General features: G+C 70.0%; 12 protein-coding genes. 9 read left to right on the top strand and 3 right to left on the bottom strand.

Annotation, left to right across the window (positions count from 1 at the left end; genetic code table 11):
• Positions 1-64 precede the first annotated feature (64 nt).
• Entirely contained in the window at positions 65-700 is a 636-nt protein-coding gene (locus Q0C41_RS00810; protein WP_291980532.1) for a PEP-CTERM sorting domain-containing protein, read from the top strand.
• Here Q0C41_RS00810 and Q0C41_RS00815 read toward each other — a convergent pair.
• Positions 672-2,531 (bottom strand): ATP-binding protein, encoded by a 1,860-nt coding sequence (locus Q0C41_RS00815; RefSeq protein ID WP_291980533.1) that lies wholly within the window; start codon positions 2,529-2,531, stop codon positions 672-674. The genes Q0C41_RS00810 and Q0C41_RS00815 overlap by 29 nt on opposite strands.
• Before the next feature lie 196 nt (positions 2,532-2,727).
• On the opposite strand from Q0C41_RS00815, the gene Q0C41_RS00820 reads away from it, so the two are divergent.
• From Q0C41_RS00820 to Q0C41_RS00835, 4 genes are all read left to right on the top strand, one after another.
• The gene (locus Q0C41_RS00820; RefSeq protein WP_291980534.1) at positions 2,728-3,060 is read left to right on the top strand and encodes a PadR family transcriptional regulator; all 333 of its coding nucleotides are present in this window, start codon (positions 2,728-2,730) and stop codon (positions 3,058-3,060) included.
• Positions 3,053-5,752: an ABC transporter permease gene (locus Q0C41_RS00825; protein ID WP_291980535.1), complete on the top strand. Its 2,700-nt coding sequence runs from the start codon at positions 3,053-3,055 to the stop codon at positions 5,750-5,752. The genes Q0C41_RS00820 and Q0C41_RS00825 overlap by 8 nt, the downstream gene beginning before the upstream one ends.
• 105 nt (positions 5,753-5,857) lie before the next feature.
• On the top strand, positions 5,858-6,526 hold the full coding sequence (locus Q0C41_RS00830; protein WP_367079071.1) for an ABC transporter ATP-binding protein: 669 nt from the start codon (positions 5,858-5,860) through the stop codon (positions 6,524-6,526).
• Positions 6,527-6,615: 89 nt separating this feature from the next.
• On the top strand, positions 6,616-7,614 hold the full coding sequence (locus Q0C41_RS00835; protein ID WP_291980537.1) for a serine hydrolase: 999 nt from the start codon (positions 6,616-6,618) through the stop codon (positions 7,612-7,614).
• Here Q0C41_RS00835 and Q0C41_RS00840 read toward each other — a convergent pair.
• The gene (locus tag Q0C41_RS00840; protein ID WP_291980538.1) at positions 7,611-10,301 is read right to left on the bottom strand and encodes a DUF6797 domain-containing protein; all 2,691 of its coding nucleotides are present in this window, start codon (positions 10,299-10,301) and stop codon (positions 7,611-7,613) included. The genes Q0C41_RS00835 and Q0C41_RS00840 overlap by 4 nt on opposite strands.
• 34 nt (positions 10,302-10,335) lie before the next feature.
• Here Q0C41_RS00840 and Q0C41_RS00845 point away from each other — a divergent pair, with 34 nt between their 5' ends.
• Positions 10,336-12,585, top strand: a complete 2,250-nt coding sequence (locus Q0C41_RS00845; protein WP_291980539.1) for a transferrin receptor-like dimerization domain-containing protein — start codon at positions 10,336-10,338, stop codon at positions 12,583-12,585.
• Between the two features lie 10 nt (positions 12,586-12,595).
• Here Q0C41_RS00845 and Q0C41_RS00850 read toward each other — a convergent pair whose 3' ends face one another.
• Positions 12,596-13,081 (bottom strand): DinB family protein, encoded by a 486-nt coding sequence (locus tag Q0C41_RS00850; RefSeq protein WP_291980540.1) that lies wholly within the window; start codon positions 13,079-13,081, stop codon positions 12,596-12,598.
• A gap of 113 nt (positions 13,082-13,194) precedes the next feature.
• Between Q0C41_RS00850 and Q0C41_RS00855 the strand changes: the two genes are divergently transcribed.
• From Q0C41_RS00855 to Q0C41_RS00865, 3 genes are read left to right on the top strand one after another with little or no spacing between them, the layout of a single operon-like run.
• Positions 13,195-13,590, top strand: coding sequence for a GntR family transcriptional regulator (locus Q0C41_RS00855; protein ID WP_291980541.1), 396 nt, complete (start codon positions 13,195-13,197; stop codon positions 13,588-13,590).
• A complete protein-coding gene (locus tag Q0C41_RS00860) occupies positions 13,587-14,483 on the top strand; it encodes an ABC transporter ATP-binding protein (protein WP_291980542.1) in 897 nt (298 codons plus the stop codon). Before Q0C41_RS00855 ends, Q0C41_RS00860 begins: the two co-directional genes overlap by 4 nt.
• Positions 14,480-15,145: an ABC-2 transporter permease gene (locus tag Q0C41_RS00865; protein WP_291980543.1), complete on the top strand. Its 666-nt coding sequence runs from the start codon at positions 14,480-14,482 to the stop codon at positions 15,143-15,145. The genes Q0C41_RS00860 and Q0C41_RS00865 overlap by 4 nt, the downstream gene beginning before the upstream one ends.
• The last annotated feature ends 6 nt before the right edge of the window (positions 15,146-15,151 follow it).

Below are 15,151 nucleotides of genomic sequence, written 5' to 3' on the forward strand. Positions count from 1 at the left end.
ACCCGCGAGGAGTACGCTGGGCCCAGTCTTCCCTGCGGAAAGGACGCCTCCCATGCGGTGCTGCGTGTCCTCCCTCGTGCTCCTTGCGCTCCTGTGCAGCGCCGCTGCGCCGGCATCGGCAACGCCGGTGACGTTGCGATTCAGAGGCACGGCCGACCTGGCGCCGTTCGGCGCCTCCACCACGAGCCGCGTTGTCGGCGACGTGACGTGGGACCCGGCGATGCCGTGCAATGGCAACGGCGACGACTACAGCGTCTGCCGATTCGACCCCGAGGCGTACGACGGGGACCCTGTTCCGGTGGGCCACCTCTCCATCGACGGCGTGGACTACAGCGCCCGTATCGCGCCGTACTCGCGTCTCGAGGTGTTCCCCTACGACCTGTTCCTCGAGTTCTGGTTCACGCCGCCGCATGGGCCGGGTGCTCTGAATGTCGGCCGCGTGTACCTGTGGATGTGGAGTTCGCGCAGCGAGGCGGCGGGCACACCCGTCTTCTACGGTGGGTGGCTTCCAGCGGACCTGGCCTTCCTGTCGCGGCTGGAACGACGAGCGTTGGTGCTGAGCGGCCCGTGGAACGAGACGGACCCCTACCTGCCTTCTGTCTCCGCTACCACCCTGTTCGTGCCGGAACCCGGCGTCGCGGCGTTGCTCGTGGCAGGAATGGTCGCAGCCGTCAGGCGCCGCGGGGCACGGCGAAGGTGACCAGCAGGTCCTCGAGTGCGGCTGGCGACAGCGGTTTGGTCAGGTGATGGTCGCAGCCGGCGTCGCGCGCACGCCGGCGATCCTCGTCCTGGCCCCAGCCGGTCAGCGCAGCGATGTGCACGTGCGCCATCTCCGGCATCTCGCGCAGCCGTCGCGCGACGGTGTAGCCGTTGATGCCGGGCAACCCGATGTCGAGGAAGATCACGTCGGGGGCGAACTGCGCCGCGGCCGTGAGCGCCGTGCCGCCATCGTGCGCCCGGCAGGTCTGGTGACCCAGACCGGCAATCGCCAGTTCCAGCATCGTCGCGGCGTCGAGGTTGTCCTCGACGACCAGCACGCGAAGGGGACGACCATTGGCCGGCCTGGGCCGTTCCGCGGGCGCCGCGGGCGCGGCCTCGACGGAGACGATCGGGAAGCGAATCTCCACCTCGGTGCCTTGCCCCGTGCCGGCGCTCCGGATCTCGATCTGGCCGTCCTGCATCTCCACGAGGCGTCGCGCCAGGGTCAGTCCGATGCCCAGGCCGCCGACCGTGCGTTCGAGGATGGGCTCCGCCTGGTGGAACATCTCGAAGACGCGCGGGAGGGCGTCGGGCGCGATGCCGATGCCGGTATCGCGGATGCGGACGACGGCGAGATCGGCGTGCGCTTCGGCGGTGAACCAGATGTCCCCGGCCCCTGGCGTGAACTTCACGGCATTCTGCAGGACGTTGGTGAAGACCTGCACGAGCCGTGCGCTGTCGCCGCTCACGATCAGGGCGCGGGCGGGCGGCTCGACGTGCAGGGTATGCCCCGCGGCCGTCGCAAGCGGCGCGATCGACTCGGCGGCCATCGTCATCAGGCGCGTGATGTCCAGGGGCTCGCGGTGCAACTGGATCTTGTTGGCCGTGATCCGCGACACGTCCAGCAGGTCGTCGACCAGACGCACCAGTTGCCCGACCTGACGCTCCATGATGTCTCGCGCACGGGTGGCCATCGGCGGCGGCGCATTGGCCTTCAGCGCCTCGAGCGCGAACCGGATGGGTGCGAGGGGGTTGCGCAGTTCGTGCGCCAGCGTGGCGAGGAACTCGTCCTTGCGCTGGTCGGCCTCGGTCAGCCTGGCGGTGCGGTCGCGCACCCTGAGCTCGAGTTGCCGATTGAGCGCGTCGGCTTCGTCCTTCGCGGCCCTGAGGCTTGCGATGAGCTCACGGTTGGCGAACCCGAGCCGAAGCGAGGACGCAATCACCACATGGAAGCGCCAGGTCGTCACCACCGTCGCCACGGTGAAGAGTCCGGCGAGGAACGCCATCATGACGTGGGTGCGATCGCCCTCGATGGCCAGCCGCAGCGCCGTGAGGAGGCCCGCTGGCAACAGGAAGGCGAGAAACGCCTCGGGCCGGGCCGCCAGCAGGGACGCGCCGCCGAGCATCACGCCGCCGACGGCGAACACCAGCAGGATCTCGTTCGCGGGCTGACGCGCCGGGTTCAGGATGAACGCGCCGGCGCCCCATCCCAACGCCGCCAGGGCCGCGCCCGCCACGAACAACTGGTTCCAGCGCCCGACCTCCTCGCCAGGTGACGCCTGCCGGTACAGCCGCACCAGCAGTGAGCGCGCCGCGGCGACCCCCAGCATGTACAGCAGCCACGCCAGGACGACGGCGCGCGGAACCGAGTCCCAGTGCGCGTAGGCGAGCAGCGAGGCGATGACGACGGTGACGATGGTGCCGGTGTGGGCGTTGTCGTACAGCAGCCGTGTTTCGGCCGCGCGCACCTGCTGGTCGTGGTCGCCCGTGGCCATGGGCCTCCTGGCGGCGCGACGCGTCGAGAGGCGCGTGAGCCGGGATACGGGGAGCATGTCGTGGGCGTGCGCACGCACGCCACCAACGGTCGACCATGGTACGCGATCCCCCGACCTGCGCCAGCGACATCGAGTCGACGGCTCCCGGGGTGCCAGTTCGTCCCAGGAGAACTCGCGCCGAACGGTGCGAGGGTCTTGCCACAACGCATGACCGTCACTAGCATATGTGGCTGTGACATCTATCGATGCGCGAATGCTGGCCCGGGAACTGAAGAAGGGCTCGGCCGAACTGATCATCCTGTCGATCGTCGAGACCAGGTCGCGGCACGGCTACGAGATCGGCAAGCTGATCGCCGAACGCTCGCAGGGCGAGGTGACCTTCCACGTCGCCTCGCTCTATCCCCTCCTCTACCGCCTCGAGGAGCGGGGCTGGCTGCAGGGCAAGTGGGTGGAGCGGGCCGGCGAGCGACGACGGCGGTTCTACGGCCTCACGGCCGAAGGCCGTCGCGTGCTGTCGCAGCAGCGCGAGACGTGGAAGTCCTTCGTCGAGGCGATGGCGCTCATCACGGGAGCCGACCATGCCTGAGTGGGGTCCTGACATCCGTGCGCAGCTCTCACGGCTGCAGCTCGACGGATCGCGCGAGCTCGAGATCGTCGAGGAGCTGTCGCAGCACCTCGACGAGCGGTTCGAGGAGCTGCGTCGCGAGGGCCTCGACGAGGCGCAGGCTCGTGCGCTGGCCGTCGAAGAGCTGCTCGAGCCCGATTCGCTCGCCATCCGCATGGCGCCACTGCGCCAGGCGGCGCATCGGCCGGCGCCCACGCTCGGCGCCCGCGCGGAATCGCGTCTGGAGAACGTCCGCCAGGACCTCCGCTACGGCTGGCGGATGCTGCGGACCAGCCCCGTGTTCGCCACCGCGGCCATCCTCACCCTGGCACTCGGCATCGGTGCCAATACCGCCATCTTCGCGCTGGTCGACGCCACGCTGCTGCGACCACTCCCGGTGCCGGATCCCGACCGCGTCGTGCTGGTGTGGGAGCGCACCCCGACGACGACGCGCGGTCGTGCCTCCGTGCTCAACATGCTCGACTGGGCCGAACGGAGCCGCACCTTCGCGTCGATCGGCGCCTACGCGCCCACCGTGGGCGGCATGGTGCTTGGCAACTCCGCCGGGATGCCCGACACCGTCGCTCGCCAGTGGGTCACCTCCGAGATCTTCACGGCGCTCGGCATCACGGCCGTCGCCGGCCGCACCTTCGAGCGCGCCGACGATGTCGAACGGCGGAGCGTGGTGGTGCTGAGCGAAGCGTTCTGGCGCGAGCGCTTCAATGCCCGTCCCGACACGATCGGCCGCGAGATCACCCTCGATGGCGACCCCTTCACCGTTGTCGGCGTCGTGCCGAAGGAGGCACAGCTGATTGGACGCGCCAGCATCTGGGCGCTCGTCCCCGCCATCGGCGCGCCGCCCCGGGCCCGGGGCAATCACGGCCTGGTCGCCGTCGGTCGGCTCAGGCCCGACGCGAGCCTCGACGCCGCGCAGAGCGACCTCGCCGCCGTCGCCGCGGGGCTCGCCAGGGAGTACCCGGACACCAACGCGGATCGGTCCGTCCTGCTCGAGCCCCTGCACAACGCCATCTTCGGGTCGGAACTGCGGCAGACCTCGCTGCTGTTCATCGGCGTGGTCGGCCTCGTGCTGCTCATGTGCTGCGCCAACGTCGCCACCCTGCTGATGACGCGCGCCACGGTCCGCCAGCGCGAGCTCGCCGTGCGCGCCGCGCTCGGCGCCGACCGCGGCCGCATCCTCCGGCAACTCCTCACCGAGAGCCTGTTGCTCTCCGCCATCGGGGGTGCACTCGGACTGCTCATCGGCGCCGGCATCCTGCGCGTGGCACCGACGGTACTCCCCGCGGACCTGCTGCCAACCGTGCTGACGCTCGCCGTCGACCTGCGCGTCGCCGCCTTCTGCGCCATCACCGCCGTCGGCGTCGGTCTGCTGTTCGGCCTCGCGCCCGCCTGGCAGGCCGCGTCGCTGCCCGCCTCGCAGGCCATGTCGGGCACACGCTCGATCACCGGACGCGGCGGTCGCGTCAGGGATGTCCTCGTGGCGGGTCAGGTGGCCGTCGCCGTCGTGCTGCTGGTCGGCGCAGGCCTGCTGCTCCGGACGCTGCAGGTCGTCGAGGGTGTCGATCGTGGCTATCGTGACGGGCAGGTGCTCAGCATGCTCGTCGATCCGATGTCGAGCACGTACCCGACCGACGAGGCTGAGCTGCGGTTCTACCAGTCGGTCGAATCGGAGATCCGCGCGCTGCCAGGTGTGCGTGGCGTGGCGTGGGCCACCACACTGCCGCTCGGCGAGTCGTATGAAGGCACCTCGCCCTTCCAGGTCGAGGGACAGCCCCTGCCGGAGGGGAGCCAGCGCCCCGAGGCCGACATGCAGATCGTCAGTCCTGACTACTTCGAGACGCTCGGTGTGACCGTGCGCACGGGACGCGCCTTCGACGACCGCGATGCCGCCGGCACGACACCGGTCTGCATCGTCAGCGAGGCCTTCGCGCGAACGCATCTGCCGGGCGGGGCGATTGGCCGCCGGGTCGCGATCTGGCAGTCCGAGGCGCCGCAGGCGGAGATGACCGTGCGCGAGATCGTCGGGGTGGCGCGGCAGGTCAAGGGCTCCCCGACCGAATCCCAGGACCTGCTGCAGATCTACGTGCCGATGGCCCAGGACACCCCGGGCGACATCTTCCTGCTGGTCGTACCGACCTCGGGCCCGGCCGCGGCGCTGGCACAACCAGTCAGGCACGCGATCAATCGAGCCGACACGGCGCAACTCGTCAGCGTGCGGCAGGTCATGACGCTCGACGATGTGGCCGCAGAGGCCAACGCGCGCCACCGCTTCCGGGCGACTCTCGTGGTCGCCTTCGCGACCCTCGCACTGGTGCTGTCGATGGTCGGATTGTTCGGCCTCCTGGCGTACTCGGTGCAGCAGCGCCTGCGCGACTTCGGCATCAGACGGGCCCTCGGCGCGTCGACCCGACAGGTGATGTCGCACGTGGCCGGTAACGCCCTCTGGGTCATTGCCGGTGGCGCGGTGATCGGGCTGGTTGGTGCCGGTGTGCTCAGCCGTCTGATGGTGGCGATGCTGTTCGGCGTGCAGCCGTCGGATCCCGTGACGTTCGCCACCGTCGCCCTGGTCGTCGTCGCGGGTGCGCTGGCCTCGGCCATCGGACCAGCATGGCGGGCGGCGCGGGTCGACCCCGCCACGGCACTCCGCAGCGAGTAGGTGGCGACCCCGACACCCTTCCCCGCGATAGGATCGAGCGTGCTCTTCAAGCGTTCCACGACGAGTCCGGCAGAGCCGGCCCTGCCGCTCGGCGACAACGGCTCGATCGTGTCACTGCGCGACGTCGAGAAGTCGATTCCGCAGGGGCTCGGTCAGCTCTTCCTGCTGCGGCGCATCTCGATCGACATCCGGCCCGGCGAGTTCGTCTCGATCATGGGCCCGTCGGGCGCCGGCAAGTCGACGCTGCTGCACATCCTCGGCATGCACGATGCGGCGTGGCGGGGCACCTACACGCTGATGGGGCATCCCATCCACGCCCTGTCGGGCAAGGCGCGGTCGGCCGTCCAGAAGCGGCACATCGGCTTCGTCTTCCAGAGCTATCACCTGCTGGACGACCTCACGGTGTACGAGAACATCGAGCTGCCGCTCTCGTACCGCGACGTCACGACGTCGGACCGCCAGAGCATCGTCGCCGACATCCTCGACCGCTTCAGGATCGTGGGCAAGAAGGACCTGTACCCCAGCCAGCTCTCAGGCGGTCAGCAGCAGCTGGTCGGTATCGCCAGGGCGGTGGCCGCGAGTCCGTCGATCATCCTGGCCGACGAGCCGACCGGCAACCTCCACTCGTCGCAGGCGCAGGAGATCATGGAGTTGTTCCGGCAGCTCAACGATCAGGGCACGACCATCGTGCAGGTCACCCACTCGGAAGCCAACGCCGCGTATGGCGGCCGGGTGATCCGGCTGCGGGATGGGCTCCTCGAAGAACCCGCGTGAGCGCCGCGACGCGCCACTCATTCGAATATCAGCACCTGCTCACCATTCGGTGAAGACTCCACGGTTCGCCGGCGCGCACACTGCCGCACATGAACACGACCGTGCTGAACGCCGTCCGCGCCTTCACTCTCGTCGCCCTCGGTCTGGCCATCGCCGCCATGGGCGTCTACGTCGCCGACGCCGATGATGCGCCGGGCGCCGCAGCGATGGGCCTGGTGCTCCTGGTCGCCGGCGTCGTGCTCGGTGTGCAGGCCCTGCGCAACCGGCTCCCGACGTGGGCCGCACGGACGGCCGTGGCGATCGGAGTGGTCACGGCGCTGTTCGCGGCGACGCTGACCCACGCGGTCGGGGTGGCTGCGCCACTCTTCCCCGGGGCGAGCGATGTGCCGTCGGTGGTCAACGCCGCACCATCGCCCGAGCATGCCGCGGCCGTCGCGCGCGCCAGGGAACTCGCGCGCGCGGCCATCGTGGAGCAGAACCTGCCCGGAGTCTCCGTGGCGGTCGGGGTCGGCGGGGTGGTCGTCTGGGCCGAAGGGTTCGGATGGCGCGACGTCTCGACGAGCGCGCCCGTGACGCCCGCGACGCGCTTCAACATCGGCACGGCCGCATCAGCGGTCGCGGCCCCGGCGGCGGCGCTCGGCCTGACCGACACCGGGGCGGACGCGCCGGCGGCGTGGAGCCCTGAAGCCATCGGCGAGGAGGGCGAGGACTTCCCACCCCTGGCGCTGCTGCGCCATCTGGTCTGGCAGCCGCTCGGCCTGATGCCGGCAGAGTACCCGCTGGCGGGCGACCGCGCGACGTTCCATGTCCCGCGGTCCGGCACCGACCCGCGGCAGGGACGTCGACTGATGGCCATGCGCGACCTGGCCTGCTGCGCCGATGGACAGGCGTTCGCCTCGACGCCGTCCGACCTCGTGCGCATCGCGCTGGCTGCCGGTCCAGGCACCCTCGACGGTCAGCTCGCCGGCGGCACGGTGATGTCGCTCGTCACCGATCGCGGCACCGTCGTGGCCGTGACGTCCAACATCGCGCACGCCGGGACGTCGACGCTGGCGCGCGGCATCGCGGAGGCGTTCGCGGGCCTCTAGGGCACGCGCGCGTCGCCCTCCAACGCGTGGATCGTGCCCTGCACCACGCCGTCGAACGCCACGCCATCCGCGGCGCGCAGGTCGTAGGCCACTTCGACGACCCACGTCGGCGCGAGATCGGGCACCTGCAACCGCACGGTGCGACCGTCGGCCCCGAGCGTGACGCGATCGACCCGCAAGGTCCGCGTGTTGTGCCGCTTCGAGCCGTACTCGGCGGAGCGCCGAAGGTCCCACACGGTGACCGCGAACGCGCCCGGAGCGGCGGCGGCCTTGTCGAGCGGCGACGCGAAGGTGAGCTCGATGCCAGTGGTCTGCGCCTTCATGCCGACGGGCAAGCGCAGGGGCCGACCGGTGTGGCGAATCCGATAGAGGCCGCCCTCCTGCATCGTCTGGTTGGTCGCCCAGGCCGACAGGCCCAGGACGTAGAGCTGTCCGTCCTGCGGGTTGAACCGACCGCGGATGATGCCCGTCGGGAACTGGGGCACCGGCAGCGCCACGACCGCGCCCTGCCTGATGCGGTCGAAGGCCTGCGTCATCACGACGAAGATCTTCCCGGTGCCATAGGACAGGCTCAGCAGACTGCCGCCGAGGGGGCCCCAGCGCTGGCCGTCGGCCCAGAGCAGTTCCGACGGCGAGCGATCGTGCTTCGAGTCGAGCCAGAGCAGGGGCCTCGCCATCGCCTGGTCTGAGGCATCCGCGGGCGCGCCGTAGCCATACATGTTCCCGTAGAACCCACCCGGCTCGACCCAGTTGATGCGGTTCATCGGGGTCCAGTAGCCCTCCTGATCGGTCACGATGAAGGAGCCGTCCGGGTTGACGAGGACGCCGTTGGCCGCGCGGAAGCCGGTCGCGACAATCTCCGACGTCCGGCCATCGGGACTGACGCGCATGAGCGTGCCGTGCTGCGGAATCAGCGCGGTCCGCGCGTGGCGGGCGCTCTTGGCGTAGTAGAAGTTCCCCGCCGCGTCGGTCTGCAGCCCCATCGCGAACTCGTGGAAGTGCTCCGTCACCTGGTGGTCGCTGTTGAAGCTCTCGTAGAAGTCGGTCGCGCCGTCGCCGTCGATGTCACGCAGCACCACGATCTGGTCGCGGCACCCGACATAGATCGCGCCCTGGTGATACTTCACGCCGAGCGGCTGGAAGAGCCCCGTGGCGATGCGGCGCCACTGAATCATGCCCTGCGATTGCGTGATCCCCGTGATGCGCCACACCTCGCCGTCGACCGTGGTGACCACGGCCTCGTCGCCGCCGGGAAGGAAGTCGATGCCCGAGGGGCGCACACGACTCTTCCACGGGTTGTCCCGCGGCAGGGTGAGCACGTCGACGGCGTAGGCGTCGCGATCCGGTCCCCGGACGATGGGCGTCGAGAGCACGTCGGTGTCACGCGCCGGCCCGCCGTGCGTGAAGCGACGCAGGTCGCCAGGCGAATCGCCAGCCCGCGCCGCCGCAGCGACATCGACGCCGGCCGTCCCGATCCAGATGGTGACGCGCGCCGTCGTGCCGGCCGGGATCTTCAGCACGTGGAAGCCGTCCTCGCGCGCCAGCGTTCCCCCCTGTCCGGCGAGGTGCACCGCAGCCGTCAGCGGCGCGATGCGCATCGTCAGGGCCGTGCTCGCAGCACCGACATCGAGCGTGCGTCCCACCACCGGCGCGTCGCCTGACGTCCGAAGGTAGTACGACTCGAGCACCGCGGCGTCGCCCACTGTGTAGGCGATGACGACGCGACGGCCGTGGCGGTAGAGGCCTGTGTAGTGCGCCCACCCCCGGGGCAGCGGACCGAAGGGTCGTCCGTCGACCGCGACGAAACGGGGATCGACGAACCCGCCCGTGGCAGGGTTGGCCCAGCCCGGGGTGATGGGGTTCTCGACCGCGATCGTGCCGACCGTGCGGGGAAAGATGTTGTGCCGATCGTTGAGGAGAATGCTCTCGTAGTCGATGAACCCGGCGCCGGTCCACACGCCGGTCATGCGCATCAGGTCATGGTCGAACAGCACGAAGGCCGTGCCGGCGGCCACGCCGCCCGTCCCCTCGTCGAGGCGGATGGCAATGCCCTTGTAGGCGAAGTTGACGTCGCGGAAGTCCTCGTTGGGCAGCGGGCTGCGCCCGCCCGAGATGCGGCGAGGCGGGTCGTTCGCGTCGGCGAGCTCGTAGGTGTGGATCAGGAAGTCGCCGTAGTCCATCTCGGCCCACGGTCGGTAGGGTTGCGGCGCGGGCCCCCGCGTGTCTCCGGCAGGCAGCCTGGCGAGGTAGGCGTCGGTGACCGGGACGTACTGCGAGAGGTTGCGCTTCTTCAGGAACTCCTCGCGGAGGAAGTGGATCACCTCGTACTTCTCGCGGGGGGTCAGGCGCACCTGCGGCGGCATCAGGCCGAATCCGCGTGTCAGCGTCTGGTAGAGCGCGTGCGGATCGGCGCCGTTCCTGAGCGGCTCCTCCCAGAACCGCCGGGCGTTGGGGAGGGATCCCGGCTGCTCCGGATCGCCGTGGCAGCTGTAGCAGGCGGTCCGGTACGTCACCATGCCCCTGCCAACGGCGTCCCGGTCCAGGCTGGCGATGAGGCCGGCGTGATCGAGGGAACGCTCGTAGTCCGGCAGGGCGGGCGTGTCGAGGAGGTATGTCGCGCGAGGCCGCGTCGTCAGGCACCCTGCGGTGAGCAGCACGAGGAGGAGCAGCAGGAGACGGCGGGTCATGCGGGTCCGAGCGCCAGAAGGTAGCATGACCGGCATGCGACCTGCGTTGTCCCTGCTCGCCTCCCTGCTCTGTGTCACGTCGCTCGTCGGTCACGCCCAGGATCGACCCGCGGCCTCGATCCACGGCTTCGTCCCGGCCCGCCTCGACGCACAGCGCGCGCTCGAAGCGCGCTTCGACGCCCAGGTGTCGACGGCCAACCTGAAGGCGTGGCTCACGCAACTCGCCGGACGCCCGCATCACGCCGGCTCACCGCACGGCAAGGCCAACGTCGACTTCATGGCGCGCCTGCTGCGCGACTGGGGCTACCAGGTCGAGATCACGCAGTACGACGTCCTGTTCCCCACCCCGACACTGCGCCGCCTCGAACTCGTCGCGCCCACGACGTTCAGCGCGCGCCTTGCGGAACCGGCGCTGGCCGAGGACGCACTGTCGAAGCTGCAGGCCGAGGCGCTACCCACGTTCAACATGTACTCGATCGACGGCGATGTCACCGGCGATCTCGTGTACGTGAACTACGGCGTGCCAGCCGACTACGAGGCGCTCGAACGGCGCGGCATCGACGTCAGGGGCAAGATCGTCATCGCCCGATACGGCGGATCCTGGCGCGGCATCAAGCCGAAGGTCGCGGCCGAGCACGGCGCCATCGGCTGCCTGATCTACTCGGACCCTCGCGACGATGGGTACGGGCAGGGTGACGTGTATCCGAAGGGCGGCTATCGGAACGAGCACTCGGCGCAGCGGGGCTCCGTGTCGGACATGCCCGTGTACCCGGGCGACCCGCTCACGCCGGGCGTGGCGGCCAAGGGTGGCGTGACGCGGCCGGAGTTCACGAAGGCCCAGACGCTCACGAAGATCCCGGTGCTGCCCATCTCGTACGCCGATGCGCGACCGCTGCTCGAGGCGCTCGGCGGCCCGATGGCGCCGGCGGCGTGGCGCGGCGGTCTGCCCATCCCGTATCACGTGGGGCCCGGTCCCGCGCGCGTCCGCCTGCAGCTGGCCTTCGACTGGAAGCTGGTGCCGGCCTACAACGTCATCGCGACGCTGCCGGGCCGCGAGTTCCCGGACCAGTGGGTCGTGCGCGGCAACCACCACGACGGCTGGGTCGCCGGGGCGACCGATCCCGTGAGCGGCATGGTGGCGGTGCTCGAGGAAGCGCGCGTGATCGGCCAGTTGGCCCGCACCGGCTGGACGCCACGGCGCACCCTCGTGTTCGCCGCGTGGGATGCCGAGGAACCGGGGCTGCTCGGATCGACGGAGTGGGTCGAGGACGTCGCGGACACGCTGCGCGCGAAGGTCGTCGCGTACGTGAACTCCGACAGCAATGCCCGCGGCTTCTTCGATGCGGGCGGGTCGCACAGCCTCGAGCGGCTGGTGAACGAAATCGCCCGCGACGTGCCCGACCCGAAGGTGAAGGGGTCGGTGGCCGACCGCCTGCTCGCGCGCACCATCCTGCAGGGATCCGCCGACGAACGCCGGCTCGCACGCGACCAGCGTCACTTCGAGATCGACGCGCTCGGATCGGGGTCGGACTACACGCCGTTCCTGCAGCACCTCGGCATCGCGTCGCTGAACATCGGCTTCGGCGGTGAGGGCGAGTACGGGCAGTACCACTCCGCCTACGACTCGGTGGACCACTACCTGCGCTTCCAGGACCCCGATCTCGCGTATGCGGCGGCGCTCGCGAAGGTGGGCGGACGCGCGGTGTTGCGGCTGTCGGAGGCCGACCTGCTGCCGTTCGACTTCACGCGGTCCGCCGACCGCATCGGGCGCTATGTCGACGAGCTGGGCGACCTGGTGAAGACGCTCGACTCCGATACCCGGGAGCACAACACGCGCCTCGCCGAGGGCGCCTTCACGCTCGCAGCCAATCCCGCGGAGACGTGGATTGCGCCGAAGAAGAAGGACGACGTACCCGAGTTCGATCTCGAGCCGCTGCGCCAGGCGGTGGAGCGGTTGCGCGTCGCGGCGCGACGGTTCGAGACCGCCGCGCAGACGACGAGCGATGTGCCGGCGAGCGCGCTGACCGCCGCCAACGCGATCGTGTTCCAGGCGGAGCGCACGCTCACCCGCCCCGAGGGCCTGCCGCGGCGCCCGTGGTTCCGGCACCAGGTCTACGCGCCCGGCTTCTACACCGGGTACGGCGTCAAGACGCTGCCGGCGGTGCGCGAGGCGCTCGAGCAGCGCGCGTGGGACGAGGCACGCGCGCAGATCCCGATCGTCGCGCAGACGCTGGAGCGGTACGCGGGCGAGATCGAGCGCGCCGCGTCGGTGCTGGCGCGGTGATGTCGCCGGGTCACCGCTCCCAGAACGGCGGCGGCTCGACCCCCAGCGCGCGGAGGTAGACGTAGCCCTGCCCGCGGTGATGGACCTCGTTGTCGACGATGTAGAGGATCTGCCAGTGCCCGGGACCGGTGTACTGGCCGAACGACGTCACCGTCTCCTGAAACCGCGCGGCCGGGATCTGCGCCCAGAACTCCGCGATCTTCGTCGTCCCCTCGTCCCAGAGCCGCAGGATCTCGGCCTTCGACGACGCCTTCGGCGGGGCGTAGCCGCCCCACTCGAGCGTGGCCAACCCGTGCGCCATGGGTCCGGCCATGCCGAGCAGTTCGTTGGCGAGGTCCCCGAACGTCCGCATCCCGCCAATCGAGAACGAGAACAGCTGGTCGTCGGGGAACAGCTCGATCGCCCGCCGGGTGAGCCGGCGGTGGCCCTGCCAGTGCTCGAGCAGCGCGTCGGTGGAGATGAACATCGCGGGCTGGGATGGGTTCGTGCTTGTCATGAGGCCTCCTGGGCGGCAGATCTTCGCCTTGTCTTCGCCAGCTGTCAACTCCCCTCGCGGGTCCGCCGCGGAACTCACGCGCGAACGCCTCGTATATACTGTGCATACTGTCTATGCACAGCCCTGGCGTCTTCATCTCTCAGGCCGATCCGCGGCCGATGTACGTGCAGATCGTCGAGCAGATCCGCCGTCGCATCGCCGTCGGCGACTGGCCGCCTGGCTTCGAGCTGCCGTCGATTCGCGCCCTGGCCGCCGCCACCCGGGTGAGTGTGATCACCGTCAAACGGGCGTACTCCGACCTCGAGCACGACGGCGTGATCGTGACGCGTCAGGGCAAGGGGTCGTTCGTGGCCGAGCAGGCGGACCTCAGCGCGCGCCTGCGCCTGGCCGAACTCGATGCCCACCTGTCCACCGCCACGTCCATCGGCCGCGCGCTGGGCTTGTCGGACGAGGACCTGCACGCGCGGCTCCGGCAGACGCTCACTGCCAAGGATCGACACGAACCATGACCGAGCCCGTCTTCTCGCTGAGCGGCGTCGCCAAGCGCTACCGGTACTTCCAGCTCACCGACCTCAGCCTGCGCCTCGACCCCGGGCAGGTGATGGGCCTGGTCGGGCCCAACGGGGCCGGCAAGTCCACCACGCTGCGCATCCTGATGGGCATGGTGCAGCAGGACCGCGGCGACGTCCGCGTGCTCGGCCAGTCGATGCCGGCCGCCGAGGCCGCCGTCAAGCGCGACGTCGGCTACGTGTCCGACGACATGCGCCTCTACGGCAGCCAGACGCTCGCCTGGCACATGCGCCTGGTCTCCGGCGTGCACGACACGTGGGACGCCGCCTACGCCGAGCAGCTCGTCGGTCGCTTTCTCCTGCATCGCGATCAGCCGATCCGCCTGATGTCGCACGGCGAGCGGGTCAAGGCCACGCTCCTGCTCGTCCTCGCCCGTCGTCCGCGCCTGCTCGTGCTCGATGAGCCGACCACGGGGCTCGACCCCGTGGCGCGTCATGAGGTCCTGACGGAACTGATGGCGGTGGTGCGCGACGAGACCCGCTCCATCCTGTTCTCGTCGCACAACACGCAGGACGTCGAGCGGATCTGCGACCGCATCGCCTTCCTCGATCGCGGCCGCGTCATCGAGGACAGCGACACCGCCGCCTACCTCGATCGCTGGCGACGGGTGCACCTCGACGTCCCTCCCGGCGCCACGGTGCCGCGTGCCGACGGCCTGATCGACACGGTGCAGGACGGTCGCCTGGTGGCCGTCACGACCAGCGCATACGCCCCGGCGTTCGAGGCATCGTGCGCCCACGCCGGGATCGCCGTGCGCGACGTCCAGCGCATGACGCTCGAGGAGATCTTCGTCGCCACGGTCATGCACCACCGTCAGGAGCGTGCGGCATGAGTACGGCCGTTCGGCACCTGATCGTCAAGGACCTGTCGCTGATGCGCTGGTGGATGGTCGGCACCATCGGCGGGGGCCTGGTCGCGGCGTGGCTGATGACGCTCAGCGCGCAGCCGATCAGCGCCGGCGGCGTGCTGATGCTCTGCACGCTCATCATCCTCAACATCTTCATGGTCATGGGCGGTGTCGTCACCGAGCGCAAGGAACACGTGACGCTGTTCCTGTTCACGTTCCCGGTGTCGCGCCGGCAGTACGTGGCGGCCAAGGTCGTCGCCAATGCCATCGCCTTCGGTCTGCCCTGGCTCGTGCTGAGCCTCGCCGTGGTGGCCGCCATCCGTCTGTCAGCGATCCCTGACGGATATCTGCCGCTGTGGACGTCGCTGCTCGGCTTCGTCTTCTTCTACTACTGCGTCCTGCTCGCGGTCGGGCTCAACACCGAGGCCAACGGCTGGCATGCGACGACGATCACCATCGGCAACATCTCGGTGAACTTCTTCATCATGCTGCTGTTCGGCGTGCCGTCCGTGCAGCGCTTCGGCAGCGGACCGACCGCCGTGTGGGCCCCGGACATCCTCATCCTCACGGTGGGCGAGATGGCGCTCGGCGTGATCGTCCTCGTCGTCGGCGCCGTCACCCGCGCCCGCCGCGCCGATTTCATCTGATCCGGG

Origin of the sequence: Luteitalea sp. (assembly GCF_022842525.1) — a bacterium.
Classification (GTDB): Bacteria; Acidobacteriota; Vicinamibacteria; order Vicinamibacterales; family Vicinamibacteraceae; genus Luteitalea.